Source organism: Streptomyces hygroscopicus subsp. hygroscopicus, from assembly GCF_030269125.1.
In the GTDB taxonomy this organism is placed as follows: Bacteria; Actinomycetota; Actinomycetes; order Streptomycetales; family Streptomycetaceae; genus Streptomyces; species Streptomyces hygroscopicus_C.
The window spans coordinates 284345-306926 of record NZ_BSSM01000008.1 but is presented as its reverse complement, the minus strand read 5'-3'; the positions used below and the strand labels follow the sequence as shown (position 1 = coordinate 306926).

The window sequence follows — 22582 nt, the reverse complement described above, 5'->3', positions numbered from 1 at the left end:
CCCTGGCGAGCGACGTGGGTTTGATTTTCCAACTCACGGAGCTATGGTGAGTCCGGGTTTCCTACCCACCGGTAACCATGCTCGTGAACGAGCCCGCTCCGCCGCAGGAGGCCGCACCATGCGAGACGCAGTGATCGTCGAGGCCGTACGCACCCCGATCGGCAAGGGCAAGCCCACCGGCGCCCTCGCGGACGTCCACCCCGTCCAGCTGCTCGCCCACACGCTGAAGACCCTGGTCGAGCGCTCAGGCGTCGACCCGGCGCTGATCGACGACGTCATCGGCGGCACCGTCGACCAGGTCGGCGAGCAGGCCATGAACACCACCCGGTACGCCGTGCTCGCCGCGGGCCTGCCCGAGACGGTCCCGGCCACCACGGTCGACCGCCAGTGCGGCTCCTCCCAGCAGGCCGTGCACTTCGCCGCCCAGGGCGTCATCGCCGGCGCCTACGACATGGTCGTCGCCTGCGGTGTCGAGTCGATGAGCCGCGTGCCGATGTGGTCCAACGTGCCCGCGGGCAAGGACCCCTTCGGGCCCGGCGTCGCCGCGCGCTACCCCGAGGGTCTGCTCCCGCAGGGCATCAGCGCCGAACTCATCTCCGCCAAGTGGTCGCTGACCCGCGCGGAGATGGACGCCTTCGCGGTCTCCTCGCACCGCAAGGCCGCCGCGGCCTGGGAGGCCGGGCTCTTCGACGCCGAGACCGCGCCCCTGGAAGGCGTCACCCGCGACGAGTGCGTACGACCCGACAGCACCCCGGAGATCCTCGCCGGACTCCGGCCCGCCTACCACGACCCGCACTTCGCCGAGCGCTTCCCCCAGATCGAGTGGAACATCACCGCGGGCAACACCAGCCCGCTCAACGACGGTGCCTCCGCCGTCCTGATCACCTCCAGCGAGACCGCCGCCCGGCTCGGCCTGCGCCCGCTCGCCCGGCTGCACAGCTTCGCCGTCACCGGCTCCGACCCGCTGCTGATGCTCACCGGGGTCATCCCGGCGACCGAGAAGGTGCTGAGCCGCGCGGGCCTCTCCCTCGCCGACATCGACCTGTTCGAGGTCAACGAGGCGTTCGCCAGCGTGGTCCTCGCCTGGCAGCAGGAGACCGGCGCCGACCTGGACAAGGTCAACGTGAAGGGCGGCGCCATCGCCATCGGCCACCCGCTCGGCGCCAGCGGCACACGGCTGACCACCACCCTGGTGCACGCGATGCGCGAACGGGGCGCCCGCTACGGCCTCCAGACGATGTGCGAGGCGGGCGGCCTCGCCAACGCGATGATCCTGGAAGCCGTCTGACCGCTGGTGAGATACCGGCCGACCGCCGCCGGGGGACCGTCCGGCCCCGAGGCGCCGGCCGGCTGGGGCGCCGTCACCGGCCGCGTCCCCTCGTCACCTTCCGCGCAGCCGGTGCCGGTGCCGCCACGCCACCACCGTGCCCGCCAGCGCCGGGGCGCCGATACAGGCCATCGCCAAGAGGAACACGGGGGACGTCGGCGCCGAGGCGCGGGCGCCGGCGACCGCGTAGGCGGCGGTGTTCGGGACCGAACCGAGCGCCGTCGCCAGCAGGAACGGCAGCCAGCCCATCCGAGAGACGGCCGCGCAGTAGTTCGCCGCCCAGAACGGCACCCCCGGGAAGAGCCGCGCCGCCAGCATGGACCGGAACCCGTGCCGGCTCAGCTGCCCGTCCGCGGCCCGCAACCACCGCCCGCGCAGCAACGGGCGCAGCGCGTCCTGCCCCAGCAGCCGCCCGAGCCCGAAGGCCACGCCCGCCCCCAGCACCGTTCCCGCCAGCGCGGTACCGAGCCCCAACCGGGAGCCGAACAGCGCGCCCGCCGCGAGGTTCAGCAGCGGCCGCGGCACGAACGCCACGGTGCACAGCCCGTATCCCGCACCGAACACCAGCGCCGCCACCAGCCCGCCCGCCTGCGGCGGCCAGCCCCGGGTCAGCAGCCGCTGCGGTTCGAACAGCAGCACCAGCGCGCCCGCGCCCACCAGCAGCACCAGCAGCAGGGACAACCGCGCCCACGGGGACAGCAGCGCTCGGGCGCAGCGAGCCGCGAACCCCGCCCGGGGCACGGGCGGCGCGGGGACGGTGGTGGCATCGAGCACGTGACCCCCTGGAAGACATCGACGGCCGCCGCCGATGATAGAGGGCTCCCCGGACGGGCCGTCGCAGGCACCGGATCGGTGCGGCTGACCGGGTAGTCGACCGGGGCACGCGGCTTGCCTGCAAGTGCCTACGGAGCGTGACTGCTACCAATGCTGTGCATGAAGCGAAAACAACGCTCATCGCCGCTCGGCGGCCACGCACGGACCTCCCGGGTCGCCGCGGCGGCACTGACCCTCGCCTTCGGCGTCGGTGGCTCGCTGGCGCTGGACACCGGCGAACTCGCCCACGCGCAGCCGCGCCAGGGCGGATCGACCCTGCTCGACGAGACGTTCACGCAGGCGACGGCCCCGGAGTTCACGGGTGTCGGTTCGGCGTGCCTCACCGGTGCGCCCCAGGTCGGCGCCCTGCCGGGGCCGGGCGACCATCCGCTCGGCGGCTGTACGGCGGGCACCGGCCCGGTGCCGCCCGACAACGCCGCCCCGCACGGCTACCTCCGGCTGACGGACTCCTCGACCGACCAGGCCGGCGCCGTCCTCTACAACCACGCGCTGCCCGCCAACGAGGGCCTCGACGTCACCTTCGACCAGTGGCAGTACGGCACCACCACCGGCCAGATCGCCCCGGCCGACGGCATCTCGTTCTTCCTGGTCAACGGCGACACGCAGCTGACCCACCCCGGCGCCTTCGGCGGCAGCCTCGGCTATGCGCAGAAGCTGCCCGACGACGACCCGAACGCCGCGTTCCAGCCCGGTGTGGACCGCGGCTACCTGGGCGTCGGGCTCGACGTCCTCGGGAACTACTTCGGCGACTGGGAACACCGCGGCAACGGCTGCCCGCCCGGCCGGCGCTCGCCCGCGGGCACGTCCTTCCGCGTACCCGCGCCCGGTCCCAACATGGTCACGCTGCGCGGTCCCGGTGACGGCATCGAGGGCTACTGCTTCCTCACCGCCACGACGAGCAACTTCTCGACCACCGGACCCTGGCCCTCGACCCTTCCGGGACAGCTCCAGGGTCCCACCACCGAGGTGTCGAGCGACCCCGTCCAGGCCGAACGGGACCTGGAGCCGTCGCGCCGCCGGGTGCACGTGGTGATCACCCCGGCGCCCGACCCGCAGGTCACCGTGTCCATCGACTTCAACGACGGCAACGGTTTCCGGCAGGTGCTCCAGACGGCCGCCCCGACCCCCGTGCCGCCCACCTACAAGTTCGGGTTCGCGGGCTCCACCGGTCTGTTCACGGACACCCACCTCATCCGCAACGTGGTCGTCCGCAGCGAGCGGCCGCTCCCCGAGCTGAACCTGGTGAAGCAGGTCCGGCAGCCGCTGCCCGGCGACCTGACGGTCGGTTCGCAGGTGCCGTACGACTTCGTGGTCACCAACTCGGGCGGGACGACCATCAACGGCCTGGCCGTCGACGACCCGAAGGTCGGCCCGGTCTCGTGCCCCGTGACCAGCCTCGCGCCCGGTCAGACGGTCACGTGTACGGCGACGTACACGGTGACGGCCGCGGACGCGGCGCACGGCTCGATCGACAACACCGCCACCGCCACCGGCACGTCCGACGGGGAGACGGTCACCTCGCCGCCCTCCTCGGAGAGCGTGCCGGTCGAGCGGGTGCCGGGCGTCGAGGTCGAGAAGCAGGTGGAGACGCCCGGCCCGTACTCCGTCGGGCAGACGGTCACCTACCACTACACCGTCCGCAATACCGGCGGTGTCGAGCTGACCGATGTCGCGGTGCACGACGACCACGTGCGGGACGTCACCTGCGAGTCGACCACCCTCGCCCCGGCGCGGGAGACCGGTGACAGCACCACCTGCACCGGCACCTACACCATCACCGAGGCGGACGGCACGGCCGGTTCCGTGACCAACACCGCCACGGCGACCGGTACCGCGAACGGACGGACCGTCACCTCGCCGGAGACCTATCAGACCCTCCCCGTCGGGCAGCCGCACCTCACCCTGCGCAAGCGGGTGGTCTCCAGCGGTCCGTACCAGGTCGGGTCCACGGTCCGGTACGAGTACACCGTCACCAACACCGGCACCACCCAGCTGCACGCCGTGCACGTCGCGGACGACCGCGTCGCCACGGTGACCTGCGACGCGACCACACTCGCGCCCGGGGCGAGCACCACCTGCCACGGCTCGTACCAGATCACCCAGGCCGACGTCGACGTCTGCCCGCAGACCGGTACCCGCGGTGGCGGCGGTGACGACGGCACCGTCGAGTGCCGGATCACCAACGTGGCACAGGCCGCCGGCACCGACCCGCAGGGCCGGGAGATCGCCGGCGAGCCCGCCTCGGCCACCGTCATCGTCACCGTCACGCCGTGCCCCCCGAAGCCGGAGTACGGCAAGCCGGGGCACGACCAGGGCTGCGAGAAGCGGAAGCGCCGCGGCAGCGTCTGAGTCACCCCGCACCGCGCCGGCGCCGCCCCAGCCAGGGGCGGCGCCGGCCGTCTGTGCGCACCCCCCGCCCCGGAAGCGGCGGAAAACCATTCGACGCCGGACATCCCGTCGGGGATGATCGACGTCATGTTCCGGTACGCCTTCCACCTCGCAGCATCCGCGGTCGCGGATGTGCCGAAGGCTGCCGTTCCCACGCTCGCGGCCGCTGTCGACGGCGCCCGAAGCTGACCCTCCCCGGATCGTCCGGCGGACCCCGCAGGGGGAGGGTCGGCCACTCCTGGGGGTCCTCAACTTCCTTACGACCGCGAAGGCTTCGAGGTACAGCCATGTCCAAAACGGCATACGTGCGCACCAAGCCGCACCTGAACATCGGCACCATGGGTCACGTCGACCACGGCAAGACCACCCTGACCGCCGCCATCACCAAGGTCCTCGCCGAGCGCGGCACCGGCACCTTCGTGCCCTTCGACCGCATCGACCGCGCCCCCGAGGAGGCCGCGCGCGGCATCACCATCAACATCGCGCACGTCGAGTACGAGACCGACACCCGTCACTACGCCCACGTCGACATGCCCGGCCATGCCGACTACGTCAAGAACATGGTCACCGGCGCCGCGCAGCTCGACGGGGCGATCCTCGTCGTCTCCGCGCTCGACGGGATCATGCCGCAGACCGCCGAGCACGTCCTGCTCGCCCGCCAGGTCGGGGTCGACCACATCGTCGTCGCCCTCAACAAGGCGGACGGCGCGGGCGACGAGGAACTGGTCGACCTGGTCGAGCTGGAGGTCCGCGACCTGCTCACCGCGCAGGGCTACCCGGGCGACGCGGTGCCCGTCGTACGGGTCTCCGGGCTGAGGGCCCTCGCGGGCGACCCGCGCTGGACGGCGTCGATCGAGGCGCTGCTCGACGCGGTGGACACGTACGTGCCGATGCCCGAGCGGTATCTGGACGCGCCGTTCCTGATGCCGGTGGAGAACGTCCTCACGATCACCGGGCGCGGCACGGTCGTCACCGGTGCCGTGGAGCGCGGCACGCTGCGGCTCGGCGACCGGGTGGCGGTGCTCGGCGCGGACGGCGTCGAGACCGTCGTCACCGGCCTGGAGACCTTCGGCAAGCCCATGGACGAGGCGCAGGCCGGGGACAACGTGGCCGTGCTGCTGCGGGGGGTGCCCCGGGACGCGGTGCGGCGCGGGCATGTCGTGGCGGCGCCGGGGAGCGTGGTGCCGGCACGGCGGTTCACGGCGCGGGTGTACGTGCTGTCCGGGCGCGAGGGGGGCCGTACCACGCCCCTCACCACGGGGTACCGGCCGCAGTTCTACATCCGGACCGCGGACGTGGTCGGGGACGTCGACCTCGGCGCGGCGGCCGTCGTCCGGCCCGGCGAGACGGCGGAGATGACCGTCGAGCTGGGGCGGGAGGTGCCGCTGGAGCCGGGGCTCGGGTTCGCCGTCCGGGAGGGCGGCAGGACGGTCGGCGCGGGTACGGTCACCGCCGTGCTGTGAGCCCGCCACGGCGACCGCACCCCTCGGGGTGCGGTCGCCGACAATGGACGGGTGAACGAATCGATACCCGTCTTCCGCGCCACCGACCACGGTGAGGCCAGGCTCATGCCCGATGTCGACCGGGAGCGGGCCTGGCTGCTGACGGTGGACGGGGCGCCGCAGTCGTACGTCGATCTGGACGAGCCGACGTACCTGGAGTTCGAGTACGCGCGCCGCCTCGGGCACGCGCTGGACACGGTGGCCCCCGAGGGGCGGGCGCTGGACGTGCTGCACCTGGGCGGGGGAGCGCTGACCCTGCCCCGGTACGTCGCGGCGACCCGGCCCGGTTCGCGGCAGGACGTCGTGGAGGCGGACCGGGGGCTGCTGGAGCTGGTCGCCGAGTACCTGCCGCTGCCCGAGGGCGCGGGCGTCACGGTGCACGCCGCCGACGCCCGCGCCTGGCTGGAGGCCGCGCCGGACGACAGCGCCGACGTCCTGATCGCGGACGTCTTCGGCGGCTCCCGGGTCCCGGCCCACCTGACCACCCTCGCCTACGCCCGCGAGGCCGAGCGGGTGCTGCGGCCCGGCGGGACCTATCTCGCCAACCTCGCGGACGCGGCGCCGTTCGCCTTCCTGCGCTCCCAACTGGCCACGTTCGCCGCGGTCTTCGAGGAACTGGCGCTGATCGCCGAGCCGGGGGTGCTGCGCGGGCGGCGGTTCGGCAACGCGGTGCTCATCGCCTCGCACCGGCCGCCGGACGTCGCCGTGCTGGCCCGCCGGGTGGCGGCGGACGCCTTCCCCGCACGGGTCGAACACGGCCTGGCCGTACGGGAGTTCATCGGCAATGCGCGGCCGGTCGAGGACGCGGACGCGGTGCCGTCGCCGGTGCCCCCGGGCGGGTCCTTCGGCATCGGATGACGCCGGGGGTTCAGGAACCGGGACGGTGGCCGCTGAGGACGAGTTCCTTGGCGCGGGCGAACTCCTCCTCGGAGATGGTGCCCTGCCCGCGCATCTCCGAGAGCCTGGCCAGTTCGTCGGTGCTGCTGTGCCCGCCCGCCGTCTCACGGACGTACGCGTCGAACTCCCGCTTGCGCCGCTGCGCCTGCTCCACCTCCCGCCGGCCCATCCCGGCGCCGCGGGCGATCAGGTAGACCAGGACGCCGAGGTACGGCAGCACGACCACGAAGGCCAGCCAGCCGGCCTTGGCCCAGCCGCCGAGGCCGTCGTCGCGGAAGATGTCGAAGACGACCCTGAAGAGCAGGAAGAACCACAGGATCCACAGCGCGAACCACAGCATCGTGAGGAAGGCGCCGAGCACCGGATAGTCGTACGCCAGATACAGCCGTGTGCCCATCTGCCTCGTCCCTCCGTCCTGGGCCGCCCCGGGGGCCGGACCCTCGCTGCTGCCAGCTTGGGCGCGGCGGGGCCCCGGGCGCCTCACCCGGCACGGGTGAGCGGGTGAGGCCGCCGGGGACGACGGACGGCGACGCGGGGGTCGCGCCGGGTCAGTTCGAGGTCGGGGTGCCGTGCAGCCGGACCGAGCCGAGGATCTTCATGATCGTGGCCTGCGGGACCTCGCCCTGGACACCCTTGGCGCCGTAGAAGTTGAACGACACGTAGTCGTGCGCCGAGTTCTGGAAGCCGAAGGTCAGCGCCTTGCCGTCGCTCGCGCACTTGCCCTTCTGCGGGGTGCCGCTGGAGCGCGCCCACGCGTAGCTGCCCTTGATGCCGGACGTCGTGGTGAAGGGCGTGGCCTTCTTGTCGAAGGTGATGCTCTTCTTGTCGGGCTGGGTGTAGCCGCCGTAGACCCACCAGGCCGGGGTGTTGACGGCGATCTGGTCGGTGTTCTTGGCGCCGCTGGCACCCTTGGAGCCCACGACCGCGAGCGGGGTGTCGTCGGTGCGCCCGTCCTTGTCGTCGTCGGACGTGCACCACTTGGGCTGGTCCTCCGCGGTGCCCGACATCACGATCAGGGGCTTGCCGTCGGTGGACTTCCGGTCCTCGAAGCCGACCTCCATGTCGGGCGCCTGCGCCTGCCAGTCCGAGGGCACGTCGTACGCGATGCCCCACTTGGGGTTCACCACGACCTTCCAGCCCGGCACGGTCGGCTTCTCGCTCTCCGCGGCGCGCGGGTTGTCGGTCGAGGCGGGGGAGGACGACGCCCCGGTCGGCGAGGGGCTGGTGCCGCCGCCGTGCCCGCCGTCCGCCTTGTCGTCCTTGGAACCGCCGAGGACCAGCGCGCCGGTCACACAGGCGGCGACCACGACGGCCGCGGCCGCGACGATCGCGACCAGCTTCGTGCGGTTGCCGCCGCCGTTCCCGCCGCCCTGCGGGGGCGGCTGTATCGGCACCGTGGGCGGCTGCCCGCCCCACGGGGGCTGCTGCGGCCCGTAGGGACCGGCGGCCCCCGGGTACTGCCCCGCCCCCGGCTGACCCTGCTGCGGGTACTGCCCCGCTCCCGGCTGCTGACCCTGCTGCGGGTACTGCTGGTACCCGGGCTGCTGGTACGGATTCGGCTGCTGCTGGTAACCCGGCTGCTGGTACGGGTTCTGCTGCGGGTTCTGCGCGCCCCCGGGCGGCTGCTGATCTGGCCACATGGCCGACAACCCTAGTGCGGCGGCGGCACGGTTCGGTCACGGGATCTCGTCAGCGCCGTAGCGAAGCCGCGCGGTGCGCGGGGAGGCGTGCTGTTCGGCGGCTCCTGCTCGTTGTGGCGGCGGGTGGGCCGGGACCGACCACGAGAAGCCGGCCGCGGGGGCCGGTACCGACCACGAGAAGCCGGCCGCGGGGGCCGGGACCGGACACGGCGGCCCTGGGACCGGAGCCCTTGGCCGTTCCGGCGGGCGCACGACGCCGGGCGCGAGGCTCGAAAGTTTCGCCCTCCCGTGTGGGTCCGAGCCCGATGTGGATCAGCGGATGCAGCCCCATTGACTCCGTGAGAGCGCGAGGTCTAGCTTGCCACCTCCGATCGGACGTTGCCCCGAAACTTTCGAGGCCCACTCACTCCCGGGAGCCTGCCGTGAAGCAGCTTCGACGCAGATCCACGCTCGTCGCCACCGGTGCCGCCGCCGCTCTCCTGCTCATCCCCGCCGCCGTCGCGTTCGCCAACGGGAGCGGCGGCTCGGACACCTCCCTGCGGGCGCTGGGCTCGAAGCAGGGACTGCGCATCGGCACCGCGGTCGACGCGGCCCGGCTGGGCGGCGACAAGGGATACACCGACATCGTCGCGGGCCAGTTCTCCACGGTCACGGCCGAGAACGCCATGAAGTGGGAGAGTGTGGAGCCCAGCCGCGGGGTCTACGACTGGACGGCGGCGGACCAGCTGGTCCGGTTCGCCCGGCAGCACGGGCAGGCGGTCCGCGGCCACACCCTCATGTGGCACAACCAGCTGCCGAGCTGGCTGACCACCGGGGTCGCGAACGGCTCCATCAGCGACGCGCAGCTGCGCGACATCCTCCACCGGCACGTCACCGACGAGGTCACGCACTTCAAGGGCAAGGTGTGGCAGTGGGACGTGGTCAACGAGGTCTTCGCCAACTCGTGGGAGACCCCGCAGGCCGACGGCCTGAACGCCGACGACTTCTGGATCAAGCACCTCGGCTCGGGCATCGTCGGCGACGTGTTCCGCTGGGCGCACAAGGCGGACCCGAAGGCCCTGCTGATGTACAACGACTACAACATCACCGGCGAGGACGGGACCAACGTCAAGTTCCAGGCCGTCTACGACTTCGTCAGGAACCTGCGCGAGCAGGGCGTTCCGATCGACGGCATCGGCGAGCAGGGCCACCTCGACACCCAGTACGGCTTCGACGCCCAGCGCTACCAGGCCGATCTCCAGGCCTTCGGCGACCTGGGCCTCAAGGTCGCCGTCACCGAGGCCGACGTGCGCACCTTCGTCGACAACCCGACCGACCAGGTGCCCACCGACTCGCTCGCCCAGTACGCGCAGCCCTACGAGTTCTCCGAGCTGCTCAAGGGCTGCGAGCTGGTCAAGCAGTGCGTCTCCTTCACGGTCTGGGGCGTCTACGACGGCGACTCCTGGATCCCGGGCACGTTCGGCGGTGAGGGCTACGGCCTGCTCTACGACGTGAACCTGAAGCCGAAGACGGCGTACTCCACGCTCCAGCAGGACCTGCGGCTCGCGGCCGACGCCCCGCGCCACACCAACGGCTGAACCCCGTCCGGGAGGAGAGGGCCCCCGTCGTGGGGCCCTTCTTCCTTTCCCGGTCCTGAGCCCTGTCCGTCCCCTGGCGTTTTCTGGTCTTCTGGCGCTTTCCGACCGGCACGGATCCTCGCCAGGGGCCGGAGGTCACGCGGAATTTACAGACACGGTCCCGCTGACACGGCGGGTTGCGGCCGGGTGAGTGAACGGTGAAGCGGGTGCCTGCTTTGTCAGGCTCATGGCGATGTGGTGCGCGGGCTCCGGTGGGCGCGGGCTCGCGCCGATGACCCGGAAGCACCGTTTTCCCGGCGCTTGCGGGGAATTCGGCGGCCTGGCCGGATCACGGCCACGGCGGGGGCGAAGGGGCCGTCGTTGTTGACCCGTGAGTAGCCCCTCGCTAGTTTCCGGTGCCCTCGCACCAGAGAGTTCCGCCGCACAACCCCCCACCGTGCTTTTCGCCGATTGTGTCGGAGTCTCATGACCTCCCCTGTGCGCTCTCCTGATCTGATCCTTTGCCTCACCCCGTTCGGAGAACCCGACGCGGGTCTCGCCGCGGCCGCCACCGGCGCCGGCGGGCTCGGCGTCCTCGATCTCGGCAACGGCGACCGACGATGCCGGGAGGAGCTGTCCCGGCTGAGACGAACCGCACCGGGCCCTTACGGCGTCCGGGTCTCCGCGCGTTGCGCCCTCACCCCGGCCGACCTGTCCGGCGGCCCCGACCTCGTCGTCCTCGCGCCGGACCCGACGGGCCCGGACCCGGTCTGGAACATCACCGAACTGGCCCGGGAACACCGGGTGCTGGCCGAGGTCACCGATCTCGCGCGGGCCCGAGCCGCCGTCCGGGCCGGTGCCCGGGGACTGGTAGCCCGGGGCGCGGAGAGCGGCGGCCGTACCGGTGCGCTGAGCACCTTCGTGCTGCTCCAGCAGCTGCTCGCCGACGAGGAGCTGGCCGGCTTCCCCGTCTGGGCGTGCGGTGGCGTCGGGCCGCATACGGCGGCCGCCGCCGTCGCGGGCGGCGCCGCCGGGGTCGTCCTCGACAGCCAGCTCGCCCTGCTGCCCGAGTCCCGGCTCCCGGAGGCGGTCCGCGCGGTGCTGCGAACCCTGGACGGCGCGGAGACGGCGGTCGTCGGCGGACACCGGGTACTGCGCCGCCGCGGCCCCGACGCGCCCCCGCCCCCCGCCGACGACCCCGTGGCGGTCGCCGCCCTCCTCGGCGCCCGCGACCCGGCCCGGCAGCTGCTTCCCCTCGGCCAGGACGGCTTCCTCGCCGCCCGGTTCGCCGAGCGGTGGGGCGATGTGCGGGGCGTGGTGCGGGGGATGACGGCGCGGATGCGGTCGGTGCTCGACGGCCGTCCCACGGGCGCCCCCGAACCGGGTCCCGGACAGGCGTTGCGGCCGGGTTCGGCGATGAGCCGGGCCCTCGGGACGCGGCTGCCGGTGGCGCAGGGGCCGATGACGCGGGTCAGCGACCAGGCCGGATTCGCCGCCGCCGTCGCCGCGGAAGGGGCGCTGCCCTTCCTCGCGCTGGCACTGGCCGACGGCGCGCGGACCCGGGCGATGCTGACCGAGGCAGGGGCCGTGCTGGACGGGCGGCCCTGGGGTGTGGGCGTGCTCGGCTTCGCGCCCGAGGAGATCAGGAACGCCCAACTGGAGGCCGTACGGCGATCACGGCCCACGCACGCGATCATCGCGGGCGGGCGGCCCGCCCAGGCGGAGGCGCTGGAGCGGGCCGGGATCCGCACCTTCCTGCACGCGCCGTCGCCGGGGCTGCTGCGGCAGTTCCTGGAGGCGGGTGCGCGCAGGTTCGTCTTCGAGGGCTCGGAGTGCGGCGGGCATGTCGGGCCCCGGGCGTCCTTCCCGCTGTGGGAGGCCCAGCTCGCCGTCGTCGAGGACTTCCTGGCCGACGCCGAGCCCGGCACGGCGGCCGGGGTGGAGGTGTTCTTCGCGGGCGGCGTCCACGACGAGCGGTCCGCCGCGATGGTCGCCGCGCTGGCCGCGCCGCTCACCGCGCGGGGCGCCGCGATCGGCGTCCTCATGGGCACCGCCTACCTGTTCACCGAGGAGGCCGTCACCCACGGCGCCATCCAGCCGCTCTTCCAGGAGCAGGTCCGCGCCGCCACCGCCACCACCCTGCTGGAGACCGCGCCCGGCCATGCCACCCGGTGCGTGCCCAGCCCGTTCACCGACCACTACCGGGAACGCGAAGCGGCGCTGCGCGCCGACGGTCTGCCCGACCGTGAGGTGTGGGAGACGCTGGAGCGGCTCAACGTGGGGCGGCTGCGGATCGCCAGCAAGGGCGTGGAACGCCCACCCGAGGGCGGGTTGCGGGCGGTCGGTGAGCAACGGCAGCTCACCGACGGGATGTTCATGGCGGGCGACGTCGCCGTCCTGCGGTCGGCGACGACCACGATGGCGGACCTGCACCGCGCGGTGACCGACGGCGCGGCCGACTTCCTCGCCGCCCGCACCCGAACCCGCGCGGAAGAGGCCGGTCCGACGCCGCCGCCCGCACCCCTCGACATCGCGATCGTCGGCATGGCCTGCGTGTTCCCGCAGGCGCCCGACCTCGCCGCCTTCTGGGCGAACATCGTCGCCGGGCGCGACGCCGTGACCGAGGTGCCGACCGACCGCTGGGACCCGCGGGTGCACCACGCGCAGGGGCACACCGCCTCGAAATGGGGCGGCTTCCTGCCGCCCGTCCCCTTCGACCCGCTGGGCTACGGCATCCCGCCCGCCTCCCTCGGCAGCATCGAGCCCGTTCAGCTGCTGTCCCTCGAAGTGGCCCGCCGTGCCCTGGAGGACGCCGGATACGGGGAGCGGGGACGGGAGTTCGACCGTTCGCGCACCGCCGTGGTCTTCGGGGCGGAGGCGGGCAGCGACCTGTCCAACGCGGTGACCCTGCGGGCCGTGCTCCCGTCGTACTACGGCAGGGTCCCCGAGGGGCTCGACGGCCAACTGCCCCGGCTGACCGAGGATTCCTTCCCCGGCATGCTCGCCAACGTCATCTCGGGACGGATCGCCAACCGCCTCGACCTCGGCGGCGCCAACTTCACCGTGGACGCCGCCTGCGCCTCCTCCCTGGCCGCGCTCGACGTGGCCTGCAAGGAACTCGTCTCCGGCACCAGCGACGTGGTGCTGTGCGGCGGCGCCGACCTGCACAACGGCATCAACGACTACGTCCTGTTCTCCTCCGTCCACGCCCTCTCCCCGACCGGGCGTTCCCGTGCCTTCGACGCCGGGGCCGACGGCATCGCGCTCGGCGAGGGCGTGGCCTGCGTGGTGCTCAAGCGGCTCGCGGACGCCGAGCGCGACGGAGACCGGATCTACGGCGTGGTCAAGGGCCTCGGATCCGCCAGCGACGGCCGCTCCCTCGGCCTGACCGCGCCCCGGCCCGAGGGCCAGCGGGCCGCGCTGGAGCGGGCGTACCGCAACGCCGGTGTCTCGCCCGCGCAGGTGGGCCTGGTGGAGGCGCACGGCACCGGCACCGTCGTCGGCGACCGCACCGAACTCGGCATCCTCGACGAGGTGTTCGCCGAGGCGGGCGCCCGCACCGGCGGCTGCGCGCTCGGCTCGGTGAAGTCCCAGATCGGGCACACCAAGTGCGCCGCCGGACTCGCCGGACTGATCAAGGCGACCCTCGCGCTCCACACCGGTGTCACCCCGCCCACCCTGCACCTGGAGCGTCCCAACCCGGCCTGGTCGCAGGACGACAGCCCCTTCGTCTTCCACACCGGTGCCCGGCCCTGGGTGCAGCCGGCGGGCGAACGCTTCGCCGGAGTCAGCGCGTTCGGCTTCGGCGGCACCAACTTCCACGCCGTGCTGGCCGCACACGGGGACGCCGTGCCCCCGCGGCAGACCATGGACGAGTGGCCCGCCGAACTGTTCCTGTTCCGGGCCCGGGACGAGGCGGCCGCGCACCGGCAGGCCGGGGAACTGCTGCGAGCCGCCGAGGCGGAGGGCCGGCCCTGGCGGCTGCGCGACCTCGCCCTCGCCGCCGCCCGTCGCGCCGACACGTCGCGCGAACCGGTGCGACTGGCCTTCGTGGCCCGGGACGTGGAACAGCTGGCCGAGCGGCTGCGGGGCATCCTCGCCGGGGAGCGGCGGGAAGCGGGCACCGGGGTCCACGCCGCCGACCCGGTGGGCGGCAAGGTCGCCTTCCTCTTCCCCGGACAGGGCAGCCAGCGTACCGGCATGCTCGCCGACCTCCTCGTCGCGCTGCCCGAGTTGCGCGACCACCTGCACCCGGACCACGCCGATGTCGTCTATCCGCCGGCGGCCTTCGACGACACCGCCCGCGAACGCCGCCGGGCCGCGCTGACCGACACCCGGGCCGCCCAGCCCGCGCTCGGCGCCACCGGCCTGGCCGCCCACGCGTTCCTCGGCGCCGCGGGCGTGCAGCCGGACCTGGCCGCCGGACACAGCTACGGCGAACTGGTCGCCCTCGCCGCGGCCGGTGCCCTCGACCCGGAGAGCCTGCCCCGGCTCAGCGCCGAGCGGGCCGCCGCGATCCTGGCGGCGGCGGGCGACGAACCGGGCTCCATGGCCGCCGTGGGCGCGGCGGCCGAGGACGTCCGATCGGCGCTGCGCGATGCCGGGGTACCCGAGTCGGTCGTCGTGGCCAACCTCAACTCCCCTCGGCAAACCGTGATTTCGGGACCCACGGCCGATGTCGGCACCGCCGTACGCCGGCTGCGCGCGGCCGGTCTCGGCGCGAAGCGGATCCCCGTGGCCTGTGCCTTCCACAGCCCGGTCGTGGGCGGGGCGGGGGAGCGGTTCGCCGAGACCCTCGCGGCCGAGCCGGTGCGGACACCCGAGTTCCCCGTCTGGGCCAACCGCACCGCCGCGCCGTACCCGCCGGACCCCGAGGGGGTGCGTGCCGAACTCGCCGCCCAGATCGGGGCGCCGGTCGCCTTCGCCGCGCAGATCGAGGCGATGTACGAGGCAGGCGCGCGGATCTTCGTCGAGGCCGGCCCCGGTACGGTCCTCACCCGGCTCGTCGGGCAGATCCTCGGCGACCGCCCGCACCGCACGATCGCCCCCGAGCCCGAGCCGGAGGGCGGACTGCCCGGCTGGCTCGACGCCCTCGCCCGGCTCGCCGCCGCGGGCGCCCCGGTGCGCGCCGCCTGGCTCTTCCAGGGCCGTGACGCCGTCGACGCGCTGCGCGCCCCGGCCCCCGCCCGACCCGGCTGGACGGTCGACGGACACCTCGTCCGCACCGCCGACGGAGCCCTGCTCGCCGGTGCCCTCGCACCGGCCCGACGCGTCGTGGAGACGACTGTGACCACCGACCAGCCCAACGGCGCACCCGCCGACCGGGACGCGCTGATCACCGAATTCCTGCGCAGCGGGCGCGAGATGATCGCCGCGCAGCGGGATGTGCTGCTCACGTACTTCGGGGGGACGGGGACGCCGGTGGCGCCGCCGGCTCCGGTCGCCGCGGTGGCGGTCGCACCCCAGGAGCCGTCCGCCGAGCCGGCCCCGGTGGCCGCGGCGGTCGTTCCCGTGGCCCCGGAGGAAGCGGTCACCGCGTCCGCTGACGACGTGGGACGGGTCGTGCTGGAGATCATCAGCGAACGCACCGGCTATCCCGTCGACATGATCGAGCCCGACCTCGATCTGGAGGCGGACCTGAGCATCGACTCGATCAAGCGGGCCGAGATCGCGGGCGAGCTGGCCAAGCGGCTGGGCATCGCCGGGGGCGCGGAGCTGCTGGACGACGCCGAGCTGGAGGAGCTGACCAAGGCGCGTACGGCGGCGGCGGTGACGGCGTGGCTGGGGGCGCGGGTCGGCACCGGTGCGGGCCCCGCCCACCTCGGGGAAGAGGTCCCGGAGCCGGACGCGGCGCCCCTCGGGGTGGCACCCCGGCGGTTCGAGGTGCGGGCGCTGCCGCTGCCCGACGCCGAGCCGGAGCCCGCCGCCCTCGCCGGGGAGCGGTACTTCCTGCTGGGTGACGGCGCAGGAGCGGCGGCGGAGGTGGCGGCGCGGCTCGATGCGCGGGGCGCGGAGGTCGTCCTGCTCGACCAGGGGCACGTCCTCGGGGCGGCCGACGGCGCCGTGGACGGGGTGGTCTACCTGGGCGCGCTGCCCGGCCCGGACCTGCCGGTGCTGCCGGACGCCTTCCCGGTGCTCAAGGCGGCGCTGACGCGCGGTGTCCGCCGGCTGCTGGCCGTGCGTGCCGCGGAGGGTGCCGCGGCGGCGCGGGCGGCCGGGCTGGACGGGCTGTTCCGTACCGTCGGCCGGGAGTTCCCCGACGTCGTGGCGCGGGTCGTCGCCGTCGGGGACACAGGCCCGGCGGCGGTGGCCGAGGCGGTGCTCGCGGAGTTGTGCGCACCGGCCCACGAGACGGCGGTTCCGGCCCCGCTCCCCGTCGTCCTGCGCTCCGCCGACGGAACCCGTCGGCGCCCGGAGCTGCTCCCCGCGCCACTCGGCGCCCTCGGCAGCACCGGGGCCGGTCCCGCCGGCACCGGGGCCGCCGAGGCCGCGGCGCTCGGGCTCGACCGGGACTCCGTCGTGCTGCTGGTCGGCGGCGCACGGGGCATCACCGCCCGGTTCGCGGCGACACTGGCCGGGGCCTGCGGATGCCGGATCGAACTCCTCGGCCGCACCCCCGCGCTCACCGCTCCCGAATCCCCGCGGACCGCCGCCGCCCGCACCCCCGTCGAACTGCGCGCGGCGCTCGCGGCCGGTCCCGAGGCGCCGACGCCCGCCGAGATCAACCGGGCGGCCGAACTCCTGCTCGCCCAACGGGAGATCACGGCGACGCTCGACGAACTCACCGCGCTCGGGAGCACGGCCCGCTACCGCTCGGTGGACTTCCGGGACCGCGACGCGGTGCTCCAGGCGGTCAAGGAGACCCACGCCGAACACGGCCGCCTCGACGGGGTCGTGTTCGCGGCCGGGGTGATCGAGGACCGGCTGATCGCCGAGAAGTCCCCCGACTCCTTCCAGCGGGTCTACGGCACCAAGACGGCCGGCGCCGCCGCCCTGTTCGCCGCGTTGGACGAGCTGCCCTCGGCGCCCGCGTTCACCGTGCTGTTCGGCAGCATCGCCGCCGTCCTCGGCAACCGCGGCCAGTGCGACTACGCCGCCGCCAACGACGCCCTCGAAGCGCTCGGCGCCGAGTGGGCCGCCCGCGGCGGACACCGCGCGCTCACCGTGCACTGGGGACCCTGGGCGCCCTCCGGCAGCCACACCGGCATGGTGGGCGCGGAACTCGGCCGCGAGTACGCCCGCCGAGGCGTGCAGATGATCGACCCGGAGGAGGGCACCGCGGCCCTGCTCGGGGAACTGGCCTGGGGCGACCCCGCGACCCGTGCCGTCGTCTACACCGCGTCGGGCTGGTGACATGACGAACCGTCAACTCCCCGTCGCCATCGTCGGGATGTCGGTGCTGATGCCGGGCGCGCGCGGACTCGACGCCTACTGGCGCAATCTGCGGGACGGTGTCGACGCGATCGGCGAGGTGCCCGCGGGCCGCTGGGACGCCGACTACTACCGCCCGGGGGTGTCGGCCGCCGGACCCGCCGCGCCCGACCAGGTCTACTGCCGGCGCGGCGGCTTCGTGGACGGCCTGGCCGAGGTGGAGGTCACGCGGTACGGGATCATGCCCGCGGCCGTCCCGGGCACCGAGCCCGACCAGCTGATCGCCCTCGACGTGGCCGCCGCCGCGCTCGCCGACGCGGGCGGCGAGCGTGGGCTCCCGGCACGGGACCGGATCGGCGTGGTGCTGGGCCGGGGCGGCTACCTCACCCCCGGCCTGGCCCGGCTGGACCAGCGTGTGCGTACGGCGCACCAACTCGTCCGGACCCTCGGCGAGCTGGTACCCGACCTGGCACCGGCCCAACTCGACCGGGTCCGGGCGGCGTTCACCGAGCGGCTGGGCCCGGACCGCCCCGAGTCCGCGATCGGCCTCGTGCCCAACCTCGCCGCCTCCCGCATCGCCAACCGGCTCGACCTGCGCGGCCCCGCCTACACCGTCGACGCGGCCTGCGCCTCCTCGCTGGTCGCCGTCGACCAGGCGGTCGCCGAACTCGTCTCCGGGCGCTGTGACCTGATGCTCGCCGGGGGAGTGCACCACTGCCACGACATCACCCTCTGGAGCGTCTTCTCCCAGCTGCGCGCGCTGTCCCCGACCGAGCGCATCCGGCCCTTCCACCGGGACGCCGACGGCCTCCTCATCGGGGAGGGCACGGGGGTCGTCGTGCTGAAACGACTCACGGACGCCGAGCGCGACGGGGACCGCGTCTACGCCGTGATCCGTGGCACGGGCGTCGCCGGCGACGGTCGTACCGCGGGCCTCGTCAGCCCCGACCCGGGCGGGCAGACCCGAGCCGTGCGCCAGGCCTGGCGGGCCGCCGGGCTCGACCCCGCCGCGCCCCGCTCCCTCGGCCTTCTGGAAGCCCACGGCACGGCGACCCCGGCGGGCGACGGCGCCGAACTCACCACGCTGGCGACGGTGTTCGGGCCCGGATCGGATCTCGCGGACGAGGAGCGCCCGGTGCTCGGCTCCGTGAAGTCCATGATCGGCCACACGATGCCGGCCGCCGGGGTGGCGGGGCTGGTCAAGGCCGCCCTCGCCCTCCATCACGCCACCCTCCTGCCCACCCTGCACTGCGACGACCCCCATCCCCGTCTCCGAGCCACCCGCTTCCGCACCCTGTCCGAAGCCCGGCCCTGGGACCCCGATCCCGGTCGGCCGACCCGCCGGGCCGCCGTCAACGCCTTCGGCTTCGGCGGGATCAACGCGCACGTGGTGCTGGAGGAGGCACCGGCCGCACGGCGCACCGCGGCCCCCGGGCACCCGCCCGCCCCCGCCCCGGTCGCCCACGTCACCGAGCCGGAGCCCGTCCTCCTTCTCGCGGCCGACTCCGTCGATCGCCTCGCCGCCCTCCTGGACGCCGATGACCCGGACGTCCTGGCCGCCGGGCTCGACCCGGCCCGGACACATTCCGGGGCGGGGCGGGTACGGCTCGGGATCGTGGCGCCGGACGCCAAACGGCTCGCGCTCGCGCGCCGGGCCGTCGCGAAGGGACGGCCCTGGCAGGGGCGCAGCGATGTCTGGCTGCGGCCGACCCCGCTGCTGGGCGGGCCCGGGGACCGGCTGGCGTTCGTCTTCCCCGGTCTGGAGGGCGAGTTCACGCCGCCGCGCACCGACGACGTCGCGGCCCGCTTCGGACTGCCGCCACTGCGCGGCACGCGGGGGGAAACCCGGGTCGAGGACGTCGGACGGCACGGCCTCGACGTCGTCGGTGTGGGCCGGCTGCTGGACCGGGCGCTGCGCGCGATGGGCGTCGTGCCCGACGCGGTCGCCGGGCACAGCGTCGGCGAGTGGACGGCGATGGCGGCTGCCGGGATCTATTCACCCGACCAGGTCGACGCCTTCATGGCGGAGTTCGACCCGGACGCGCTCACCGTCCCCGGGCTCGTCTTCGCCGCGCTCGGCACCTCCGCCGCGCAGGTGCGGACGGCCCTCGCCGACGCCTGGGCGGGCTCCGGGATCGTGCTCTCCCACGACAACGCGCCTCGCCAGTCGATGGTGTGCGGGCCGGACGCGGCGGTCGGAGAGCTCGTGCGGTCCTTCCGCGCGCAGGGCGTGATCTGCCAGGTGCTGCCCTTCCGCTCCGGCTTCCACACGCCGATGCTCGAACCGTACCTCGCCCCCATCGAGGAGGCCGCCGACCGCCTCCGGCTCCATCGGCCGGCCGTGCCGGTGTGGTCCGGTACGACCGCCGCACCGTTCCCTCAGGCCGAGGCGGCCGTGCGTGCCCTGTTCGTACGGCACCTGCTGGAACCGGTCCGCTTCCGCGAACTGACCGAGGCCCTGTACGCCGCCGGACACCGCGTCTTCGTCCAACCCGGTCCGGGCCGCCTCACCTCGCTGATCGACGACACGCTGGGGGACCGCGACCATCTCGCGGTCCCCGCGTGCTCGCCCCACCAGGGCGGACTGCCACAACTGCGTCGCGTGGCGACGGCGCTGTGGACAGCGGGAGCGACGGTGACACCGGCCCTGCCGCGGCGCACCGCGGGGGCCACGCGCGACGGGTCCGCCCCCGCGATCCCCGGCATCCTGGTGAACCCCGCGGGGGCCGGCCGCCCGCCCGTTCGGCTCGACCTCGGCGGCGCGCTGGTGTCGCTGGACGGCGGCGTACGGGAGCAACTGCGCGGGGAGTTGCGGCGCGGCGGGCCCTCGGCGACCCGCCCCGCGGCCCCGGGCGCGCCCGTCCTCGACGATCTCGCCGCCCGGTTCCCGGTCGCCGCCGAGCTGTCCGCCCTGTTGCGGGACACCGCGGACACGGCGGCCGAGGTGATGGCGGCGGCGCGGGGGCGCACCCCGGCCGCGCACCGCCGGACGCCCCTCACGACGACGCCCGCGGCGGGGACCGCGCCGACCGCCTCCGCGCGCCTGGCACCCGGGACCGCGCCGACCGCCTCCGAGCCCGCGCCCGCGACCCCGACGGCCGCCCCCGTCCTGGCGGCACCCGCGGTCCCCGTACCCGCCGCACCGCGAACCCCGGCCCCGGTGACCCCGTCCGCCACGACCACCACCCTCCACGTCTCCCCCCACTCCATGCCCCACCTCCTCGACCACTGCTTCTTCCCCCAGCGCCCCGGCTGGCCCGACGTCGAGGACCGCTGGCCCGTCGTGCCCGCCACCACGATCGTGCGGCACATGATGGACGCGGCGGAGGCGGCCGCGCCCGGGATGCGGGCGGTGGCCGTGCACGGGGCCCGGTTCGACCGCTGGCTCACCGCCGTGCCCGCCGTGGACGTACCGATCACGGTCACCCCCGACCCCGGACGTCCGCACCACCTGACCGTCGCCTTCGGCCCCACCGCCCGCGCCGTGCTCGAACTCGCCCCCCACCACCCGGCGCCACCCCCGCCGGGCCCCCGCCCGGACGCCCCCGAGCGCCGCCCCGAGCACACCGCGTCCCAGATCTACGACGAGCGCTGGATGTTCCACGGCCCCGGGTTCCAGGGCCTGACCGAGCTGTCCGCGATCGGCGAGCGGCACGTGCGCGGGGTGATCACCGCGCCCGCCGCCCCCGGCGCCCTGCTGGACAACGTGGGCCAGCTGCTCGGCTACTGGATCATGGCGACCCGCACCCGGCGGACCGTCGTCTTCCCCGTGCAGATGCGGCGGATGACGTTCTACGGGCCGCATCCGGCCCCCGGCACCGAGGTCGACTGCCTGGTGCGGATCACCTCCCTCTCCGACACCCTCCTGGAGGCGGACGCCGAACTCGCCGTCGGCGGCCGGGTGTGGGCCGTCCTCGACGGCTGGCAGGACCGCCGCTTCGACAACGACCCGACGACCCGCCCCGTCGAACGCTTCCCCGAGCGCCACACCCTCTCCGCCGTCCGGCCCGGCGGCTGGACGCTGCTGCACGAGCGCTGGCCCGACCTCGCCTCGCGCGAGCTGATCATGCGCAACGCGCTGGGCGGTACGGAGCGTTCGGAGTACGCCGCCCACCCGCCCCGCGGCCGCCGTCAGTGGCTGCTCGGCCGGATCGCCGTCAAGGACGCGGTACGGCGGTGGCTCTGGGAGCACGGCGAGGGGCCCGTCTTCCCGGCCGAGATCCGGGTGCGCAACGACGCGAGCGGCCGCCCCCGCGTCACCGGCGTGCACGGGCGGACCCTGCCCCCGCTGGACGTCTCGCTCGCCCACCGGGCCGAGGCGGGCGTGGCGATCGTACGGCCGCACGGCCCGCGCCCCGGGCCCGGCATCGACATCGAAGAGGTCACCGAGCGCGATCCGGCGACCCTGGCGACGGCGCTCGCTCCGGACGAACTCCGGCTCCTGCGAACGCGGTCCGGCTCGCGGGCGGAGTGGTTCGCCCGCTTCTGGGCGGCCAAGGAGGCCGTCGCCAAGGCCGAGGGCACCGGATTCGGCGGACGGCCGAGGGACTTCAGAATCCTGGAGGCCGCCCCCGACGGCACCCGGCTCCTGGTCCGCGGCCGCCTCGCCCCCGCCTACCCCGTCCACTGCGCCCCCGTGGCCAACCCGCCCGCCCTGACGCCCCGCGCCTACGTGGTGGCCTGGACCACCGGGCCCGCCACCGCCGACGCCGCATCCCACGATCCCGCAGTCGAGGAGATCCCCCGATGAACCCCCCAGCGATCCCCACCCAGCCGGCCCCCGACGCCGTCCTCGCCGACATCACCGGCATGCTCCGCGAGGTCCTGGCGGAGTACGGCGACGACGACACGGCCATCGGCATGTCCACCACCTTCAACCGCGACCTGGAACTGGAGAGCATCGACCTGGTCACCCTGGCCGGGATGCTGGAGGAGCGGTACGGCGGGCGGGTCAACCTCGCCGAGTTCCTGGCCGGGATGGATTTCGAGGAGATCATCGAACTGACCGTCGGCAGGCTCGTGGAGTACGTGGTGTGGAGCCTGCGAAGCGCGCAGGCGGGCTGAGCC

At 74.5% G+C, this 22582-nt stretch carries 11 protein-coding genes; 8 read left to right on the top strand and 3 right to left on the bottom strand.

Features of this window, described 5'->3' with window-relative positions; translation table 11 throughout:
* Window positions 1–118: 118 nt before the first annotated feature.
* Window positions 119–1288, top strand: coding sequence for a thiolase family protein (locus QSK45_RS20050; RefSeq protein WP_285558761.1), 1170 nt, complete (start codon window positions 119–121; stop codon window positions 1286–1288).
* A 93-nt stretch (window positions 1289–1381) separates the two neighbouring features.
* Here the strand turns inward: QSK45_RS20050 and QSK45_RS20045 are convergent, their stop codons facing one another.
* Entirely contained in the window at window positions 1382–2101 is a 720-nt protein-coding gene (locus QSK45_RS20045) for a TVP38/TMEM64 family protein (RefSeq protein ID WP_285558759.1), read from the bottom strand.
* A gap of 159 nt (window positions 2102–2260) precedes the next feature.
* Between QSK45_RS20045 and QSK45_RS20040 the strand changes: the two genes are divergently transcribed.
* The 3 genes from QSK45_RS20040 to QSK45_RS20030 all read left to right on the top strand — a co-directional run bounded on the left by QSK45_RS20040 (window position 2261) and on the right by QSK45_RS20030 (window position 6909).
* Complete coding sequence (locus tag QSK45_RS20040; RefSeq protein ID WP_285558757.1) at window positions 2261–4510, top strand: DUF7507 domain-containing protein; 2250 nt, start codon at window positions 2261–2263, stop codon at window positions 4508–4510.
* Window positions 4511–4836: 326 nt separating this feature from the next.
* Entirely contained in the window at window positions 4837–6012 is a 1176-nt protein-coding gene (gene tuf / locus QSK45_RS20035) for an elongation factor Tu (RefSeq protein WP_285558755.1), read from the top strand.
* A 51-nt stretch (window positions 6013–6063) separates the two neighbouring features.
* Window positions 6064–6909: a spermidine synthase gene (locus tag QSK45_RS20030; protein WP_285558754.1), complete on the top strand. Its 846-nt coding sequence runs from the start codon at window positions 6064–6066 to the stop codon at window positions 6907–6909.
* 10 nt (window positions 6910–6919) lie between these two features.
* Here the strand turns inward: QSK45_RS20030 and QSK45_RS20025 are convergent, their stop codons facing one another.
* Both QSK45_RS20025 and QSK45_RS20020 read right to left on the bottom strand, forming a co-directional pair.
* On the bottom strand, window positions 6920–7345 hold the full coding sequence (locus tag QSK45_RS20025) for an SHOCT domain-containing protein (protein WP_285558752.1): 426 nt from the start codon (window positions 7343–7345) through the stop codon (window positions 6920–6922).
* Between the two features lie 151 nt (window positions 7346–7496).
* Window positions 7497–8588: a DUF8017 domain-containing protein gene (locus tag QSK45_RS20020; RefSeq protein ID WP_285558751.1), complete on the bottom strand. Its 1092-nt coding sequence runs from the start codon at window positions 8586–8588 to the stop codon at window positions 7497–7499.
* A 422-nt stretch (window positions 8589–9010) separates the two neighbouring features.
* On the opposite strand from QSK45_RS20020, the gene QSK45_RS20015 reads away from it, so the two are divergent.
* From QSK45_RS20015 to QSK45_RS20000, 4 genes are all read left to right on the top strand, one after another.
* Complete coding sequence (locus QSK45_RS20015) at window positions 9011–10165, top strand: endo-1,4-beta-xylanase (RefSeq protein ID WP_285558750.1); 1155 nt, start codon at window positions 9011–9013, stop codon at window positions 10163–10165.
* A gap of 465 nt (window positions 10166–10630) precedes the next feature.
* Window positions 10631–17497, top strand: coding sequence for a type I polyketide synthase (locus QSK45_RS20010; protein WP_285558749.1), 6867 nt, complete (start codon window positions 10631–10633; stop codon window positions 17495–17497).
* Between the two features lies 1 nt (window position 17498).
* Window positions 17499–22265 carry a type I polyketide synthase gene (locus QSK45_RS20005; RefSeq protein ID WP_285558748.1) on the top strand — a complete coding sequence of 1589 codons (4767 nt, stop codon included), beginning with the start codon at window positions 17499–17501 and terminating at the stop codon, window positions 22263–22265.
* Window positions 22262–22579, top strand: a complete 318-nt coding sequence (locus QSK45_RS20000) for an acyl carrier protein (protein ID WP_285558745.1) — start codon at window positions 22262–22264, stop codon at window positions 22577–22579. The genes QSK45_RS20005 and QSK45_RS20000 overlap by 4 nt, the downstream gene beginning before the upstream one ends.
* Window positions 22580–22582 lie beyond the last annotated feature (3 nt).